General features: G+C 71.1%; 14 protein-coding genes. 8 read left to right on the top strand and 6 right to left on the bottom strand.

Features of this window, described 5'->3' with window-relative positions; genetic code table 11:
• Positions 1-3: 3 nt before the first annotated feature.
• From KCH87_RS45480 to KCH87_RS45470, 3 genes are all read right to left on the bottom strand, one after another.
• The gene (locus KCH87_RS45480) at positions 4-486 is read right to left on the bottom strand and encodes a succinate dehydrogenase hydrophobic membrane anchor subunit (RefSeq protein WP_210593849.1); all 483 of its coding nucleotides are present in this window, start codon (positions 484-486) and stop codon (positions 4-6) included.
• Positions 487-491: 5 nt separating this feature from the next.
• Complete coding sequence (gene sdhC / locus KCH87_RS45475; protein WP_210593848.1) at positions 492-872, bottom strand: succinate dehydrogenase, cytochrome b556 subunit; 381 nt, start codon at positions 870-872, stop codon at positions 492-494.
• 240 nt (positions 873-1,112) lie between these two features.
• Positions 1,113-1,637 (bottom strand): 2-oxo-4-hydroxy-4-carboxy-5-ureidoimidazoline decarboxylase, encoded by a 525-nt coding sequence (locus KCH87_RS45470; protein WP_308299071.1) that lies wholly within the window; start codon positions 1,635-1,637, stop codon positions 1,113-1,115.
• A 201-nt stretch (positions 1,638-1,838) separates the two neighbouring features.
• Between KCH87_RS45470 and KCH87_RS45465 the strand changes: the two genes are divergently transcribed.
• The 3 genes from KCH87_RS45465 (at position 1,839) to KCH87_RS45455 (ending at position 4,704) form a co-directional block, all read left to right on the top strand.
• Positions 1,839-3,449, top strand: coding sequence for a glycoside hydrolase family 20 protein (locus KCH87_RS45465; RefSeq protein ID WP_210593892.1), 1,611 nt, complete (start codon positions 1,839-1,841; stop codon positions 3,447-3,449).
• An 89-nt stretch (positions 3,450-3,538) separates the two neighbouring features.
• Entirely contained in the window at positions 3,539-4,042 is a 504-nt protein-coding gene (locus tag KCH87_RS45460; RefSeq protein ID WP_210593846.1) for a hypothetical protein, read from the top strand.
• Between the two features lie 86 nt (positions 4,043-4,128).
• On the top strand, positions 4,129-4,704 hold the full coding sequence (locus KCH87_RS45455) for a hypothetical protein (RefSeq protein ID WP_210593845.1): 576 nt from the start codon (positions 4,129-4,131) through the stop codon (positions 4,702-4,704).
• Between the two features lie 9 nt (positions 4,705-4,713).
• On the opposite strand, the gene KCH87_RS45450 is transcribed toward KCH87_RS45455, so the two are convergent.
• Complete coding sequence (locus KCH87_RS45450) at positions 4,714-5,208, bottom strand: DUF1877 family protein (protein WP_210593844.1); 495 nt, start codon at positions 5,206-5,208, stop codon at positions 4,714-4,716.
• A 165-nt stretch (positions 5,209-5,373) separates the two neighbouring features.
• On the opposite strand from KCH87_RS45450, the gene KCH87_RS45445 reads away from it, so the two are divergent.
• Complete coding sequence (locus KCH87_RS45445; RefSeq protein WP_210593891.1) at positions 5,374-5,769, top strand: hypothetical protein; 396 nt, start codon at positions 5,374-5,376, stop codon at positions 5,767-5,769.
• A gap of 49 nt (positions 5,770-5,818) precedes the next feature.
• Here KCH87_RS45445 and KCH87_RS45440 read toward each other — a convergent pair whose 3' ends face one another.
• Positions 5,819-8,560, bottom strand: a complete 2,742-nt coding sequence (locus KCH87_RS45440) for an FG-GAP-like repeat-containing protein (RefSeq protein WP_374199104.1) — start codon at positions 8,558-8,560, stop codon at positions 5,819-5,821.
• A 240-nt stretch (positions 8,561-8,800) separates the two neighbouring features.
• Here KCH87_RS45440 and KCH87_RS45435 point away from each other — a divergent pair, with 240 nt between their 5' ends.
• The 4 genes from KCH87_RS45435 to KCH87_RS45420 all read left to right on the top strand — a co-directional run bounded on the left by KCH87_RS45435 (position 8,801) and on the right by KCH87_RS45420 (position 12,216).
• A complete protein-coding gene (locus tag KCH87_RS45435; RefSeq protein WP_210593842.1) occupies positions 8,801-9,418 on the top strand; it encodes an RNA polymerase sigma factor in 618 nt (205 codons plus the stop codon).
• A 59-nt stretch (positions 9,419-9,477) separates the two neighbouring features.
• Positions 9,478-10,173: a hypothetical protein gene (locus KCH87_RS45430; RefSeq protein ID WP_210593841.1), complete on the top strand. Its 696-nt coding sequence runs from the start codon at positions 9,478-9,480 to the stop codon at positions 10,171-10,173.
• A gap of 316 nt (positions 10,174-10,489) precedes the next feature.
• Positions 10,490-11,164 (top strand): RNA polymerase sigma factor, encoded by a 675-nt coding sequence (locus tag KCH87_RS45425; protein WP_210593840.1) that lies wholly within the window; start codon positions 10,490-10,492, stop codon positions 11,162-11,164.
• Complete coding sequence (locus KCH87_RS45420; protein ID WP_210593839.1) at positions 11,164-12,216, top strand: extensin; 1,053 nt, start codon at positions 11,164-11,166, stop codon at positions 12,214-12,216. Before KCH87_RS45425 ends, KCH87_RS45420 begins: the two co-directional genes overlap by 1 nt.
• A 208-nt stretch (positions 12,217-12,424) precedes the next feature.
• Here the strand turns inward: KCH87_RS45420 and KCH87_RS45415 are convergent, their stop codons facing one another.
• Positions 12,425-13,258: a L,D-transpeptidase family protein gene (locus KCH87_RS45415; RefSeq protein WP_247197811.1), complete on the bottom strand. Its 834-nt coding sequence runs from the start codon at positions 13,256-13,258 to the stop codon at positions 12,425-12,427.
• Positions 13,259-13,517: the final 259 nt, after the last annotated feature.

Below are 13,517 nucleotides of genomic sequence, written 5' to 3'. Positions count from 1 at the left end.
TGCCTAGCGGATGTTCGGGTCGAAGGTGAAGATCACCAGCGTGCCCAGCAGGATGGTGAACACCGTGGCGGTGTAGAGCAGGCCCTTGAGCCACAGCCGGGTGTTCGCGCGCTCCGCGTAGTCGTTGATGACCGTGCGCAGGCCGTTGGCGCCGTGCAGCATCGCGAGCCAGAGCATCAGCAGGTCCCAGACCTGCCAGAAGGGGCTGGCCCAGCGGCCGGCCACGAAGGCGAAGCCGATCTTCGACACGCCGCCGTCCAGCACGAGCTGGATCAGCAGATGGCCGAGGACCAGGACGACCAGCACGACGCCGGACAGGCGCATGAACAGCCAGGCGGCCATCTCGAAGTTGCCCCGCGTGGACTTCGGGGTCTTCCTGGTGCGCTTGCGCGGGGCCTCGATCAGCGGCGCGGGGTTGTCGACGGTGTAGACGGAATCGCCCTCGACGGGGCCGATCCCGGCTGCGGATTTCTCGGTGATGGACATACGCGTCAGCTCCCGAACACTTCACGAGCGGCGTGGCCGAGGACGGGGTAGATCGCCCCGAGCATCAGCACCAGCCACAGGCCGACGACGGACCAGAGCATCTGCTTCTGGAAGCGCGGGCCCTTGGACCAGAAGTCGACGGCGATGACACGCAGGCCGTTGAGCGCGTGGAAGAGGATGGCGGCGACGAGGCCGTACTCCAGCAGCGCGACGATCGGCGTCTTGTACGTGGCCACGACGTCGTCGTATGCCTCGGGGGAGACACGGACGAGGGCGGTGTCCAGTACGTGAACGAACAGGAAGAAGAAAATGAGGACGCCGGTGACTCGATGAGCCACCCAGGACCACATTCCTTCCCGGCCGCGGTACAGCGTTCCAGCCGGCACGGAAGTTCCTCCGGGAGCGGGGATTGGGGCCGCGCCGGCTTGTGCTGTCGGTCGGGCCCGGCCGGGTACGGTCCACCGGCCCCCAGCATCGTAGCGAGGCGCTGCGCTGTGCTTGAGCCGGGGCCTGTCGGTGTGATCAAAGTGGCAGTCGAACGGGCTATTCGGGGTGGTGTGTGCGGTTATGTGCCGGGTGCGGCCGAGTGGGGGCTTGTCGCGCCCACGCGGCGGAGCCGCAAGTCGTTACAGCCCCGCGCCCCTCAGGTGCGTCACCAAACGCCCTCTTGCCAGGCGGCGGAGTTCCTCTGCTGCCACCACCCGTTCCTCCTCCGGATCGTTTGTCAATCGTGACCGGATGCCCGCCAGTACTTGGTCGAGGACCTCGTTCGGCGGCAGGTGGTCGACGGAGATGACGAACGCGTGGCCGAAGCGTGCCTCGTACGCGGCGTGTGCGGCACTCAGTGCGGTGTGGGCGGCTGAGTACGTTCCGTCGGGAAGCTCAGGAAGTGTCTCTCCCGCCAGTGCCTCCGACAGATCCGCCGCCGTCAGGTCGTACGCCGCCTCGTCGGATGCGGCGAGGAGGGACTCGAGGTCCGGGTACGGGCGGTGGTCGGCCAGCCTCTGGGCCCAGCGGAGGCTGTGGAGGCAGGTGAGGAGGGTGGAGTGGGCGTCGTCGGCGGGGGCCGTGTTGAAGTGGCCCAGGGGAGAGGACGTGCCCCGGGTCTGGTCGGGTATGGCGACTTGGCCAGGGAGGTGTGTGGGCGTCACGTGATTCGGCAGGGGATGGTGTGAGATTTGTGCCGCCACGTTATCGAGATCGGACATGACGTGTCCGACGGATGCCCGAATTTCACCCGCACGGGAGAGTTTCGGAACGCGTGGTGGACGGATGTCGCTTCGCTCAGGGCCTAGGTTGGCGCTGTGAGTCAGCACAGGCGCCGGATCTCGGCATGGACGGACGGGCGGCGGATGCTGGTCGCGGCGGCGGCCGTCGTGGCGGTCGGGCTCGGTCTGGGGATCTGGGCGGCCTCGGGTGACGAGGGCGGGCCCGACCAGGGTTCGGCGTCCCGGCTGCCCGCGACCGGTACGACGTCGGCGGGGACTCCGTCGGAAAGCCGCAGCCCCAGTGCCAGTCCCAGCCCGACCCGCACCTACCCCTTGTCCCGGACACCCCGCACCATCCCCGCCGTACGCGGGCACACTCCCGCCCGTGGGCCCGGCTGGAAGCCGGCGCGCGGTCAGCGGGTGGTCGTGAACGACGCGGAACTCGTCGACGAGGGGCGGCTGCTCGCGGGTGAGCTGGGGCTGTCGTACGCGGGGGAGAAGGAGGACGTGCGCGGCGGGGACGTACGGCTGGCGTTGAACGATGACGAAGGCGCGGACCCGGAGTCGTACACCCTGACCGTGCGTGGCGGGCGGGTGAACATCAGCGGGCCTGCCGACTCGGGCGTGTTCTACGGCACCCGGACACTGAAGCAGGCGGTGCATGGCGGTGGTACGGCGCCGGAGGGCGTCGTACGTGACGAGCCGGCCAAGCCGCAGCGGGGGTTGATGGTCGACATCGCCCGCAAGCACTTCACGGCCGACTGGATCGAGGACCGGGTGCGCGAGCTGGCGGACCTGAAGTTCAACCAGCTGGGGCTGCACTTCTCGGACGACCAGGGGTTCCGTATCCAGTCCGACACCCATCCGGAGATCGTGTCCAAGGAGCATCTGACCAAGGCGCAGGTGAAGAAGATCGTCGAGCTCGGGGAGAGCCTGCACGTCACGGTCGTGCCCGAGATCGACTCGCCGGGGCATCTCGGGGCCGTCATCGCCGCTCATCCCGATCTTCAGTTGCGCAGCGCGCAGGGGGTGGCGCCGCGGGGTGCGATCGACATCTCCAAGGAAGAGTCCGCGACCATCGTCGACGATCTGCTGAACGAGTACGCCGACCTCTTTCCCGGCGGCTACTGGCATCTCGGTGGCGACGAGTACGCGGCGTTGACGGTGGACAACCCCGAGGCCTCCTATCCGCAGCTGGCCTCCGCCGCCACGCAGGCCTACGGCTCCGGCGCCACCGTCGCCGACCTCGCCACCGGCTGGCTCAACGACCGCGCGGACACGATCCGTGCGCACGACCGGACGATGCGCGCGTGGAACGACGGCTTCTACGCGGGTACGTCCGTGGAGGCCGCCGAGGATCTCCAGGTCGCGTACTGGACGGGCAAGGAGATCGGCGCGCGGCAGCCGGTGGAGTATCTGAGCGCCGGGCGGGACATCGTCAACTACAACGACGAGTTCCTGTACTACGTCCTCGGGCAGCCGCAGACCTTCGTCTATCCGACGGGGCAGCGCATCTACGAGCAGTGGACGCCGCGGGTGGTGCGCGGTACACAGGCGGTTGCGGTGCGGTACGAGGACCAGATCCTCGGCGGGTCCTTCGCCGTGTGGTGCGACCTCGCGGACTCCCAGACCCAGGACCAGGTCGCGGCCGGCATCCGGCTGCCGCTGGCGGCGACCGTCCAGAAGCTGTGGAACCCGAACCGGCCGCAGCTCACCTGGGCGGACTTCAAGGCGCTGGCCGACCGGCTGGGGTGATGGCGACACGCGCGAATTGTCCGGTACGGCTGCGAACTCGCGTACGACTGTGATGTATTCGGCCCGAGTTGAAGCCAGGAGGGGGCGGAATGGGTTACTGGGGGTACTTGGTCGTGGGGCGCAGCGAGCGGCCGCTCGACGAGTTGGCGGCGCTGTCCGGCGCGCAGGGCATGAGCTTACGGGCGTCAGCGCCCGGCGGCTGGCAGGTGTGGGAGTACCCGAGCGGGGACGGCGACATCGGGAGCATGAACGCGCTGGCCGAGGAGAGCGGGGCGCCCGCGCTCTTCGGTTACGTGATGGACAGCGCCTGTGCGGTAGTGGAGGCGGCGGGGCCGCAGAGCGGGGCGTGGTCGACCTGTCTCGCACGGGCCGCGATGGCCGGGTATCTCGGCGCCGACAAGGAAGGGCTCACGCTGGAGGACTACTTCCTGGAGCCGCGTGACGCCGCCGAGCGTGCTGTCGCCTGGGCGGCGGAGGCCGGGCACGAGGTGTCCGACGGGCCGTTGCTCGACGTTCTTACCGCGGACGCCGATCCGTTGGCCGAAAACCTCTTCTTCCGTATGCTCGACCGGCTCGGCGTCGTGCCCCTGTGACACTCCCGGGCCGTCGCACGCAGTAAGGGGAAGTGCGGGCTCCGTAAAGGTAGGCGCCCCACGGTACCCCGCTGAGGGAGGCGTGGATGAGCCTGGTGGAACTGATCGCTCAGGCCGACGAACGCGGTCTGGCCGCCAGCGGGTTGGCTTGTTTGGATCGGTGCGTACCGCTGTTGGGCGGTGACGACGACGAGATCCTGCGGCCGCTGTGGGCGAGCCTCGCGGACGATGGCGACTCCGGCGACTGGGGGGCGCGGCTCGATCAGGCCCGCGGCAGGCTCGACAGCGCGGGACCCGAGGAGTACGCCGACGACGAGGCCGTGCTCCTGGCCCGCCGCATGCTGGCCGCCGCCCCCGTCGAGCCGGCCGCCTCCGAGATACGGCGGTGGGCCGACGCCTGCTCCGTCGCCTCGCTCCAGATCCACCGGCTGCTTGAGCCCATCGCCCCGACCGGGGACCAAGCCTCGCTCGACGCCCGCCACGAGGGCCGTACGGCGGGCCTGTCGCCGCTCGTCGCCGCCGAACTGCGCCGCCAGGTCACCGTCCTGGAGCTGCTGGCCGGGCATGGCGCGGTCGGCTTGCGCCAGGCGCTGGAGGTGTCGACGGAGGGGCGGCGCGTGTTGCGCGCGGTCGTGTCGCGGCGGGCGCGGGGGCGGAGCTGACCGTCCGGCTCAGGTGACCAGCCACTTCACCACAGCGTCGCCGTACTCCGCGGTGCGTGCGTAGAACGCCGTCAGATCGCGGTGGGCCGACGCGAAGGCACAGCGGATCTCCGGCTCCGCGTCGGGTCCGCCGTACCGCGGCAGCAGTTTGTCGTGGACCGGACGCCACAGTGCGTCGAAGTCGGACTTGGTGAGGAACGCGGCGACCCGGACCACCTGGGCCGCGGTCAGCATCAGGAACGGGGGCCTGCCCGGCTCGGGGTGGAGCACCGGCCGGCCGCCGAGGACCACATGGGCCCACGGTCCCTCCTCGGTGTGGTGCGGGGACGTGCAGGCGTACAGGAGCTGGTGGTCGAGGTAGTGCCTGTCCAGCATCTCCTCGCGGTGCCGGTCGATGCGCCGGCGCACCGTGTCCCAGTCGTCCTCGAAGAGCTTCTGCTGCCAGGTGGCGCTGTTGCGCAGGGCCGCGGGTGGCACGGCGCGCAAGTGGAAGTACATGCTCATCGGTGACAAGAGCGCACGGACGCCCCGAATCGTCACTGAGGCGTAAACCCCTTGTGCTGAGCGAATCCTGTGCGCGTCGTGCAGGCCGTGGGGCGGTCCTGCGCCGGTCTCGCGCAGTGGCCGGATCCGGGTGACGAAATCCTCGCTGACCTCGCTCTTCCCAATGTGACGACACAGCAGGAGACCAGGCCCCAGGCCGCGGTGAAGCCGGTGCGGTGGGCGGCGGACGCGGTGGCGACCATGCGCGAGGGCGCGCGGATTCGGCTCGACTACACGGCCCAGAGTCTGTGGCGTGTCGACCGGATGATCGAGGAACTGCGCCGCGAGGGCACGCCGTACGCCGCCGTGGAGAGCATGCTGCGTGGCTTCGGCGCGTACGCCGGTGAGGTCGTCGTACGGCAGACCGGCGCCGAGTGGTGGGCGGGCGGCGGTGACCACTGGGTCCGCACGCCCGACGGCCGCCTGTGGGACCCGATCGACGAGGCGCGCCGCTGCTTCGCCGGGGACGGCTCGCTGCGGCTGCTGTGCCGGGACGCGACCGGCGGAACGTCACTTCACTGACCGGCCGGGGCCCTGCCCACTGCACAGGGCCCCGGCCAACCGCCGGGCGTTACGGCGCCATCGTCTGGCCCAGGCGGCCGCCCGTCGGGGTGCCCAGCGCGGACTTGCTGAACACGGCTGTCGACGAGTAGCCGAGGCCCGCGCTGTTGCTCGGGGTGTACATGAGGATGCCGTCGCCCGCGTCCTCGCCCATCACGCCGAACGTGAGGTCGGCCCGCCCGAATCCGGACAGGTCCGTCAGCGACACCGACGAGCCGAACGCGTCACTGCTCTCGGTGGAGCCGGTCACGCCGGTCGTGTCCTGCGAGACCGCGACCGAGCCGGAGCCGGTGAGGCCGGACGCGATGCCCTTGATCAGGAGCGCCTGGCCTGCGTTGACCTGGTTGACACCGCTGCGGGTGATGTCCTCGTTCGGGACGCCCGTGAGGACGTCCGCGTATCCGTCGGCGTTGAAGTCGCCGACCGAGACCGAGGCGCCCATCGCGTCGTTCGTCTCGTTGGCGCCGGGAACTCCCGTGCTGTCCTGGTGGATCGTCGTCATGCCGGTGGTGGTGAAGCCGGTGGACGTGCCCGGGACCATGGTCACCTGGCCGCCGGTCTTCCCGCCGGACTCGGCGGCGTACGGCTGGCCGATGACGATGTCGTCGTAGCCGTTTCCGTTGACGTCGCCCGCGGCGATGGAGCGGCCGCCCTTGACGGAGATCACGCCGACCTTGGCCAGACCGGTGGCCGAACCCGCGAAGCGGACGACGCGGCCGATGCCGCCGGCGTCGCGGTAGTTGACGGCGACATCCGCGAAGCCGTCCCGGTTGAAGTCGCCGGTCGCGGCGTCCAGGTAGGCGAGCGCACCCGTGGCGGTGGTGAGGGTGCCGTACTGGTGGACGCCGTTGCCTGTCCGCACGTTCCAGTTGCCGCCCTTGCCGGTGCCGGCCGCGAAGACGTCCGCCTTGCCGTCGGCGTTGAAGTCGCCCATGGCGAGGGCCGAGCCGAGCTTCGCACCCGCCGCCGTGACGCCCGACGTGGTGAAGGAGAAGCCGGTCGTGAGGGCGGGGCCGTACATCACCGACACCTGGCCGCGGTCGGCGTTGCCGCTGGTGTCGTCCTCGCCCGGTGAGCCGATCGCGAGGTCGGCGTAGCCGTCGCCGTTGACGTCGCCCCAGGCGGTCGAGGCGCCGAAGTCGTCGCCGGTCTCGGAGGAACCGGGGACGCCCGGGCTGCTCTGGGTGAGGCCGAGCTTCGCCGTGGCGACGGGGCCGTCGATGCCGCCCGGGACCACGGTCACCCGGTTCGCCTTCGGGGTGCCGGCGACCAGGTCGTCGATGCCGTCCCGGTTGAGGTCGGCGGTCGGGATCGCGGAGTTCTTGCCCGCGCTCGCCGTGTAGCGCCGGATCTCGCCCAGCTTGGCGTAGAGGTTCTTGCCCGGGCAGGCGGTGGCGAAGCCGTCGCGGTGACCGGAGACGGTGTTGAGCGTGGCCTGCTGGCCCGCCTTCCACACGCCCGTGTCGGCGCCGGCGGTCAGCGTGACCTTGCCGGTCGGGTTGCCCCCGTACTGGCCGAGTTTCCAGGCGGCGACGCGGGCCACGGACTCCAGGGTCGCCCGGGTCGGCCTGCCCGCGGGCTTCGGCGGAGTGGCGTTCGGGTCGCCCTCGAAGTCGCCGAGGACGGCGATGCCCGTCGAGTCACCGTTGAAGCCGTACGTGTGCGCGCCGCGCACCGGCAGGTCGATGCCGCCCGCGCGGCCCTCGAAGATCCGGCCGCACTTGTCGACCAGGAAGTTGTAGCCGATGTCGTTCCACTTCTCGGTCTCGACGTGGTACGCCATGATGCCGCGCACCAGCGCCGCCGACTCGGCGCAGCTGTAGTTGTTCGTGCCGACCGTGTGGTGCACGAAGACCGCGCTGACCTTGTCGATGTACTCCGCCGGGTCGTCGACCATCGACTCGTCGGCGCCCCACTGGGCGCGGGAGACGATCGGCGGCTGGTGGACCGTGGAGGGCGGGGCGGTGGGGACCGTCGGGGTCGGCGAAGGGCTCGCGCTCTCGCTCGGGGACGGGCTGGTGCTCTCGCTCGGGGAGACCGAGGCCGAGGCCGACGGTGGCTCGCTGACCACGGGAGAGTCGGTGGGCGAGGGCTCGGTGCTCGGAGTCGGGGAGTCCGACGGCGATGCACTCGGGTCCTCGACGGCGAAGGCCGCGGCATCCAGGTCGGAGCCGGTACCGTCCAGCGCCTTGTTCTTCGCCTCCCGGGCGGTCACACCCGGGTCGACGAGGTTGATCTCGAGTCCCTTGGGCAGACCGGCACTCGCCGATCCGTCCCCGGCGACGACACGGGCCTCGACACCGTCGGACGGCCCGACCCAGAGCGGCTCGGAACCACCACGGGCATCCTCCGCACCGGGCTCGGCCCGGTCGACGGCGTGTGCGTCGTCGACGTCCAGGTCCTGCCAGCCGGACCAGGCGCCGGTCTCGACGCTCCGGGTCCGCACCTGCGCGGTCCCGTCGAGCGGCTGGGCGTCCTCCGCCCAGGTGACCCCGAGCAGCGAGAACTGCTCGGTGCCGGTCCTGGCGAGCTCCCGCTTGCCGGCGCCCGCGGCCTTCATCGCGAGGTCATGGACCTTCACGGGCCGTTTGTCGCGGGCGACTTGGGCCGCCTGATCGGAACTCGGTTCGGCGACCGCGTAGGTGACGACTCCCGCGCCTCCCAGTACCACTGCCCCGATGGTCAGCCAGGCTCTTCGCTTGAGGCTCAGCGGTTTGTACGCACGGGTCGACTTGCGACTCAAATGTCCCACCCCTAGGAATCAACAAATGGCCCACCCGTCACGGGGGTGGGCAACCCTTACAGCGCCGTGCGATCTGTGAACATCACGGCGGCGAGATGTGCCCTACGTCACTCCCTTGACGGGTGGGAGGGTCGGGGCGCTGTGACACTTATGCGAGGCCAGACGCTGTTGGTCGTGGAGGACGTTCGCAGAGGCGGTGAAGGCGCGCCGTGCGGATCCGCCACAACTCGGTACGAACGAGGACAGTTCTTGGGCCAGGTAGGGAAACCCCGCCGCGTGCACACGTACGACGGGGAACTGGGCGCGGCCGTCGCGCGGGCCCAGGAAGGTGACGAGGCCGCTTTCGCGGTCGCCTACCGGATCGTGCAGCCCGGACTGCTCGGCTATCTGCGCGGGATCGTCGGCGACGACGCCGAGGACGTGGCCTCGGACGCCTGGCTGGAGATCGCCCGGGATCTCGGGCGGTTCAAGGGCGACGGGGCCGGGTTCCGTGGCTGGACCGCGACCATCGCCCGGCACCGGGCGCTGGACCATCTGCGCCGGCAGAAGGTGCGGCCCCGGTCGACGGCGACGGAGCAGGACGTACTGGACCTGGCCTCCGCGCACAGCACGCACGACGAGGCGCTGGAGGCCATCTCCACCGAGCACGCCCTGGAGCTGGTCCGAGGGCTGCCGCGCGAGCAGGCCGAGGCCGTACTGCTGCGCGTGGTGGTCGGCCTCGACGGCTCCGCCGCCGCCCGCGTCCTGGGCAAGCGCCCCGGCGCCGTACGCACCGCCGCGTACCGGGGTCTGAAGCGCCTGGCCGAGCAGCTGGGAGTCGAGGGTGTGACGGATGACGGCCCCCGCACGCTGGGGGAGTCGAAGTGAGCGAAGACGGCGGTGGGCCGGCGGACAGGCCGGAGGACCGGACGAGGAACGGATCGGACATGGGTGAACGGCAGCGCGGAGACCGGGCCGCATCCGGCCGCCGGCGTGCGCGACCGGGCGGCGCCGTGTCCGGACCTGAGCAGGTGTACGACGGGGCCGGTCTGGAGGCGCTGCTGGCCGCCGCGATGCGCGCAGGCGACGTCGGCACCGACGCCGAGCATCGGGCCGTGGCCGCGTTCCGGGCCGCCCGGGCCGCCGGCGAGCACCAGGCCCGTACGCGCCGTCGCGACGACTGGCGGCCCCGGGAGCAACGGCGTGTGAAGCGCTCTCTGAAAGCAACGCTCTCCGTGGCCCTCGCGAGCCTCACTCTCGGAGGTGTCGCGGTCGCCGCGATCGGTACGTCGTCCGGCGAACACGAGCGCCCGGATGCGCATGCCTCCGCCCCCGGCGAACCGGCAGCACAGCCTTCCCCGACCGAATCCGTACGCCCGGACCGTCCCGTCACCGCCAAGGACACCGAGGCGCACTGCCGCGCCTATGAGCACGTCAAGGGCAACGGCAAGGCTCTGGAGTCGACCGCCTGGCAGCGGCTCATCGCGGCCGCGGGCGGAGAGGGCGACGTCGCCGCGTACTGCGCGGAGCAGTTGGCGCAGGCGACACCTGGTGACAAGCCGGGCAAAACCGGCAGCGTGGCCGGCAAGGGCAATGGAGTCGGTCCGGCGGAGACCAAGAAGCCCAGGGCGAAGCAGAAGTAACCCGCTCAACACCCCACCGGGGCCCATGAGTTGTGAGCCAAAGCAACGGCCGGGGCCGCCACCCCCCACAGGAGAGGCCCCGGCCGTCGCGCGGCACGGGCCGCGCGGCGACCCGTATCTCCTACAGCGCCATGAGTGCGTTTTCTGTCACACCTCACGCCGTCACCCGGTAGTTGCATCTTGGACGGACATGGACGAGCAGCGGTTTCAAGTCGTAACGTGCCTTTCGCGCCGGACGGGGAAGGTGACTGTTCACCGTGAGCATCGGCGGCTCCGAAGCCGCGGCCGATAACTGACCATCTACCGAGGAATACGGGTGCTGGGGGACGACGCGGAGCTGACAGCCGCGGTGCTTGCGGCACAGGACGGGGACGAGACCGCGTTCCGGACTGTGTACCGCGCGGTGCACCCGCGGTTGCTCGGCTACGTCCGGACACTCGTCGGCGACTACGACGCCGAGGACATCGCCTCCGAGGCCTGGCTTCAGATAGCCCGTGACCTGGAGCGGTTCAGCGGGGACGCGGACCGTTTCCGCGGCTGGGCCGCCCGGATCGCCCGCAACCGCGCGCTGGACCACATACGGATGCGCGGCCGCCGCCCGGCGATCGGCGGCGACGAGACCGAGCTGACCGGGAAGGCCGCCGAGTCCGACACGGCCGGCGAGGCCATCGAGGCGCTGGCCACGGACAGCACGCTCTCCCTCATCGCCCGGCTGCCGCAGGACCAGGCCGAGGCCGTCGTCCTGCGCGTGGTGGTGGGCCTCGACGCCAAGACCGCCGCCGAGACCCTCGGCAAGCGCCCGGGTGCCGTCCGTACGGCGGCGCACCGGGGTCTGAAGCGGCTCGCCGAACTGCTGGGCGACCACCCGGAAGCCGATCCGGAATCGGTCGGCGGGCTCGACGCCCTGCCGCCGCAGAGAGAGCCGCGCGACCGCGCGGTGACGTCCGCGAGTGTGACGCATACGCGTGCGCGGACGCAGAAGGACATGTGATGGCCGACGAGCAGTGCAGATGGCTGGACCGTGAAACGGCGGAACTTTTGCTGCGCGGTGCGTCACTGGAAGCTGTCGACCCCGCCGCCCGCGACCGGGCCGCCCGCCTCGCCGAAACCCTCGGTGCGCTGTCCGCGGCACCCCCGCCGACCGGTGCCGAACTCCCCGGTGAGGCCGCCGCATTGGCCGCGTTCCGCAAGGTGCGCGCGGAGAAGGGCGAGGGGACGGTGGTCTTCGGCGGTGCCCGGCACGGGGCCGCCGACGCCGGGCTCGTCCGGATCGGCACTCCCGTCCGCGCCGAGCGGCGCCCCCACTGGGCCCGTCCGCTGCGCCTGGGTGTGGCCGCCGCGCTGGCCGCCGTGATGGTCGGCGGCGTCGGGGTCGCGGCCGGAACCGGCGTGCTGCCGACCCCGTTCGGCGGGGAGGAACCGGCGCCCGGCGCCTCGGTCTCGGCCGCCGCGACCCCCGAGCGCCCGCTGGTGTCACCCCCGCCGAAGGACACCCCGGACGGTGGAAGCGGAACGCCCGCGCCGGAGGATGCCCCGAGCGGTCCCACCGGCGGCCCACCCCCGCAGCACACCCAGCCCGGCGGTCAGGCGCCCGACGAGAACCCCGGCACCCAGGGCCGGGCGGACGGTTTCCGCAACTGGTGGGGCTCGGTGACCGCGGCCTGCCGCGATGTGCGTGACGGCAAGGAGCTGCCCGCCGACCGCCGACGTGCCCTCCAGGACATGGCGGGCGGCTCCGGACGCGTGACGAAGTACTGCAAGGCCGTCCTGAACGCGGCCGACGGCGATGACGCGTCCGGCGAGTCCAGGGACGGCTCCGGCAAGGACCGCGGTGAGAACAAGGACGACGACGAGAGCGGCAGAGACGGTGACGACGACGGCAGCGGCATAGTGCCCGGCGACACCCGGGACGACAGCGCCCCCTTGCTGCCCGACCTCAACCCGCTGCTGCCGAAGCGTGCGACGACGGCCTCCCCGGGGTCGGCCTCTCCCGAGCCGGCACCCAGCCCGTCGTACAGCGTCCTCGGTGCACCCGGGGCCTGAACAACCCGTCTGACCTGCTGTTTTATCTCCGTCTGAACTTTTTCTCGTGCCGCGCGTGACATTTTCGGCCGTCGCGACGCAGTAATGAATGAGCCGACTGGTCATCGGCCGTCGCACAGAGCCGGGGTTCCCCCCGTACCTACGGCTCGTGCATCGGCGCGGGCGGGACACGTTCCCCCGGTCCCGCCCGCGCCCCACTCACCGCTTCTCACCAGTGGACGACGACCTTGTCGCCGCTCCTCACCTGCGCGAACAGCCCCGCGATCGCCGCCTCGTCCCGTACGTTGACGCAGCCGTGCGAGGCGCCGGCGTAACCGGTGGCCGCGAAGTCCGACGAGTAGTGCACCGCCTGGCCGCCGCTGAAGAACATCGCGTACGGCATCGGCGAGTCATAGAGCGTCGACACATGGTGCCGTGACTTCCAGTAGACCTGGAACACACCTTCCCGGGTGGGGGTGTACTGCGAGCCGAACCGGACCGGGACCGTCGTCACCGTCCGCCCGTCGACCATCCAGCGCAGTGTCCGGCTGGTCTTGCTGATGCACAGCACCCGGCCGGTCATGCAGCGTGCGTCGGGTGCGTCGGCCGGCTGCCCGCCCATCAGATAGAGGTCCCACTGGCCGGGCTCGTTCGTCATCCGCAGCAGCCGCTGCCAGGTGACGGCGTCGGTCTCGCCGGTCCTCGCCAGTCCGCGCTTGCCCTGGAAGCCCTTGACCGCCTGCTCGGTCAGATCGTCGTAGGTCCCGGTCGGCCCGTCGAAGAGCCAGGCGACCTGGCGCAGCCGGGCCTGGAGCTCCCGCACGTCCCGCCCGGTGTCGCCGGGCCTCCACATGACCTTGGGCGGCGTGGGGGCCGGCCTGGGGCTGGGCTTGGCGCTGGGTCGGTCTCCGGGCTCGGCGCCGGGCTTGTCGTCGGACGGCGTACGGGAGATCTCGATCCGCACCGGCGGCGGCTGCTGTCCGCCCTCCGAGCCCGCGGCCTGCACCGTGCACCCCGTCAGCACACACACTCCGGCGAGCGCGCCCGCCCACGATCTCCCCATGCCCCTGGTACGCATCCCGACCCCCGGCGTCTCACGCGTGCCCCAGATGTACGTCACGTGAGATGTTTCCCGTGGGTGCCCGGTGGCGAACTTGGCGGCATTGTTGAGTTCGGGGCCGAGCGAGGCGGGAGGCACACCCATGACGCGCGAGTCGGAGTCCGGACTGCCCATCGAGCCGGTGTACGGGCCGCAGGTGCTGGAGGGCTGGGACCCGGCCGGGAAACTGGGCGAGCCGGGGTCGTACCCCTTCACCCGCGGC

The organism is Streptomyces sp. GESEQ-35 (assembly GCF_017948485.1).
Taxonomy (GTDB): Bacteria; Actinomycetota; Actinomycetes; order Streptomycetales; family Streptomycetaceae; genus Streptomyces.
Note: the sequence above shows the minus strand (reverse complement) of the source record. Positions and strands in the feature narration are given on the sequence as shown.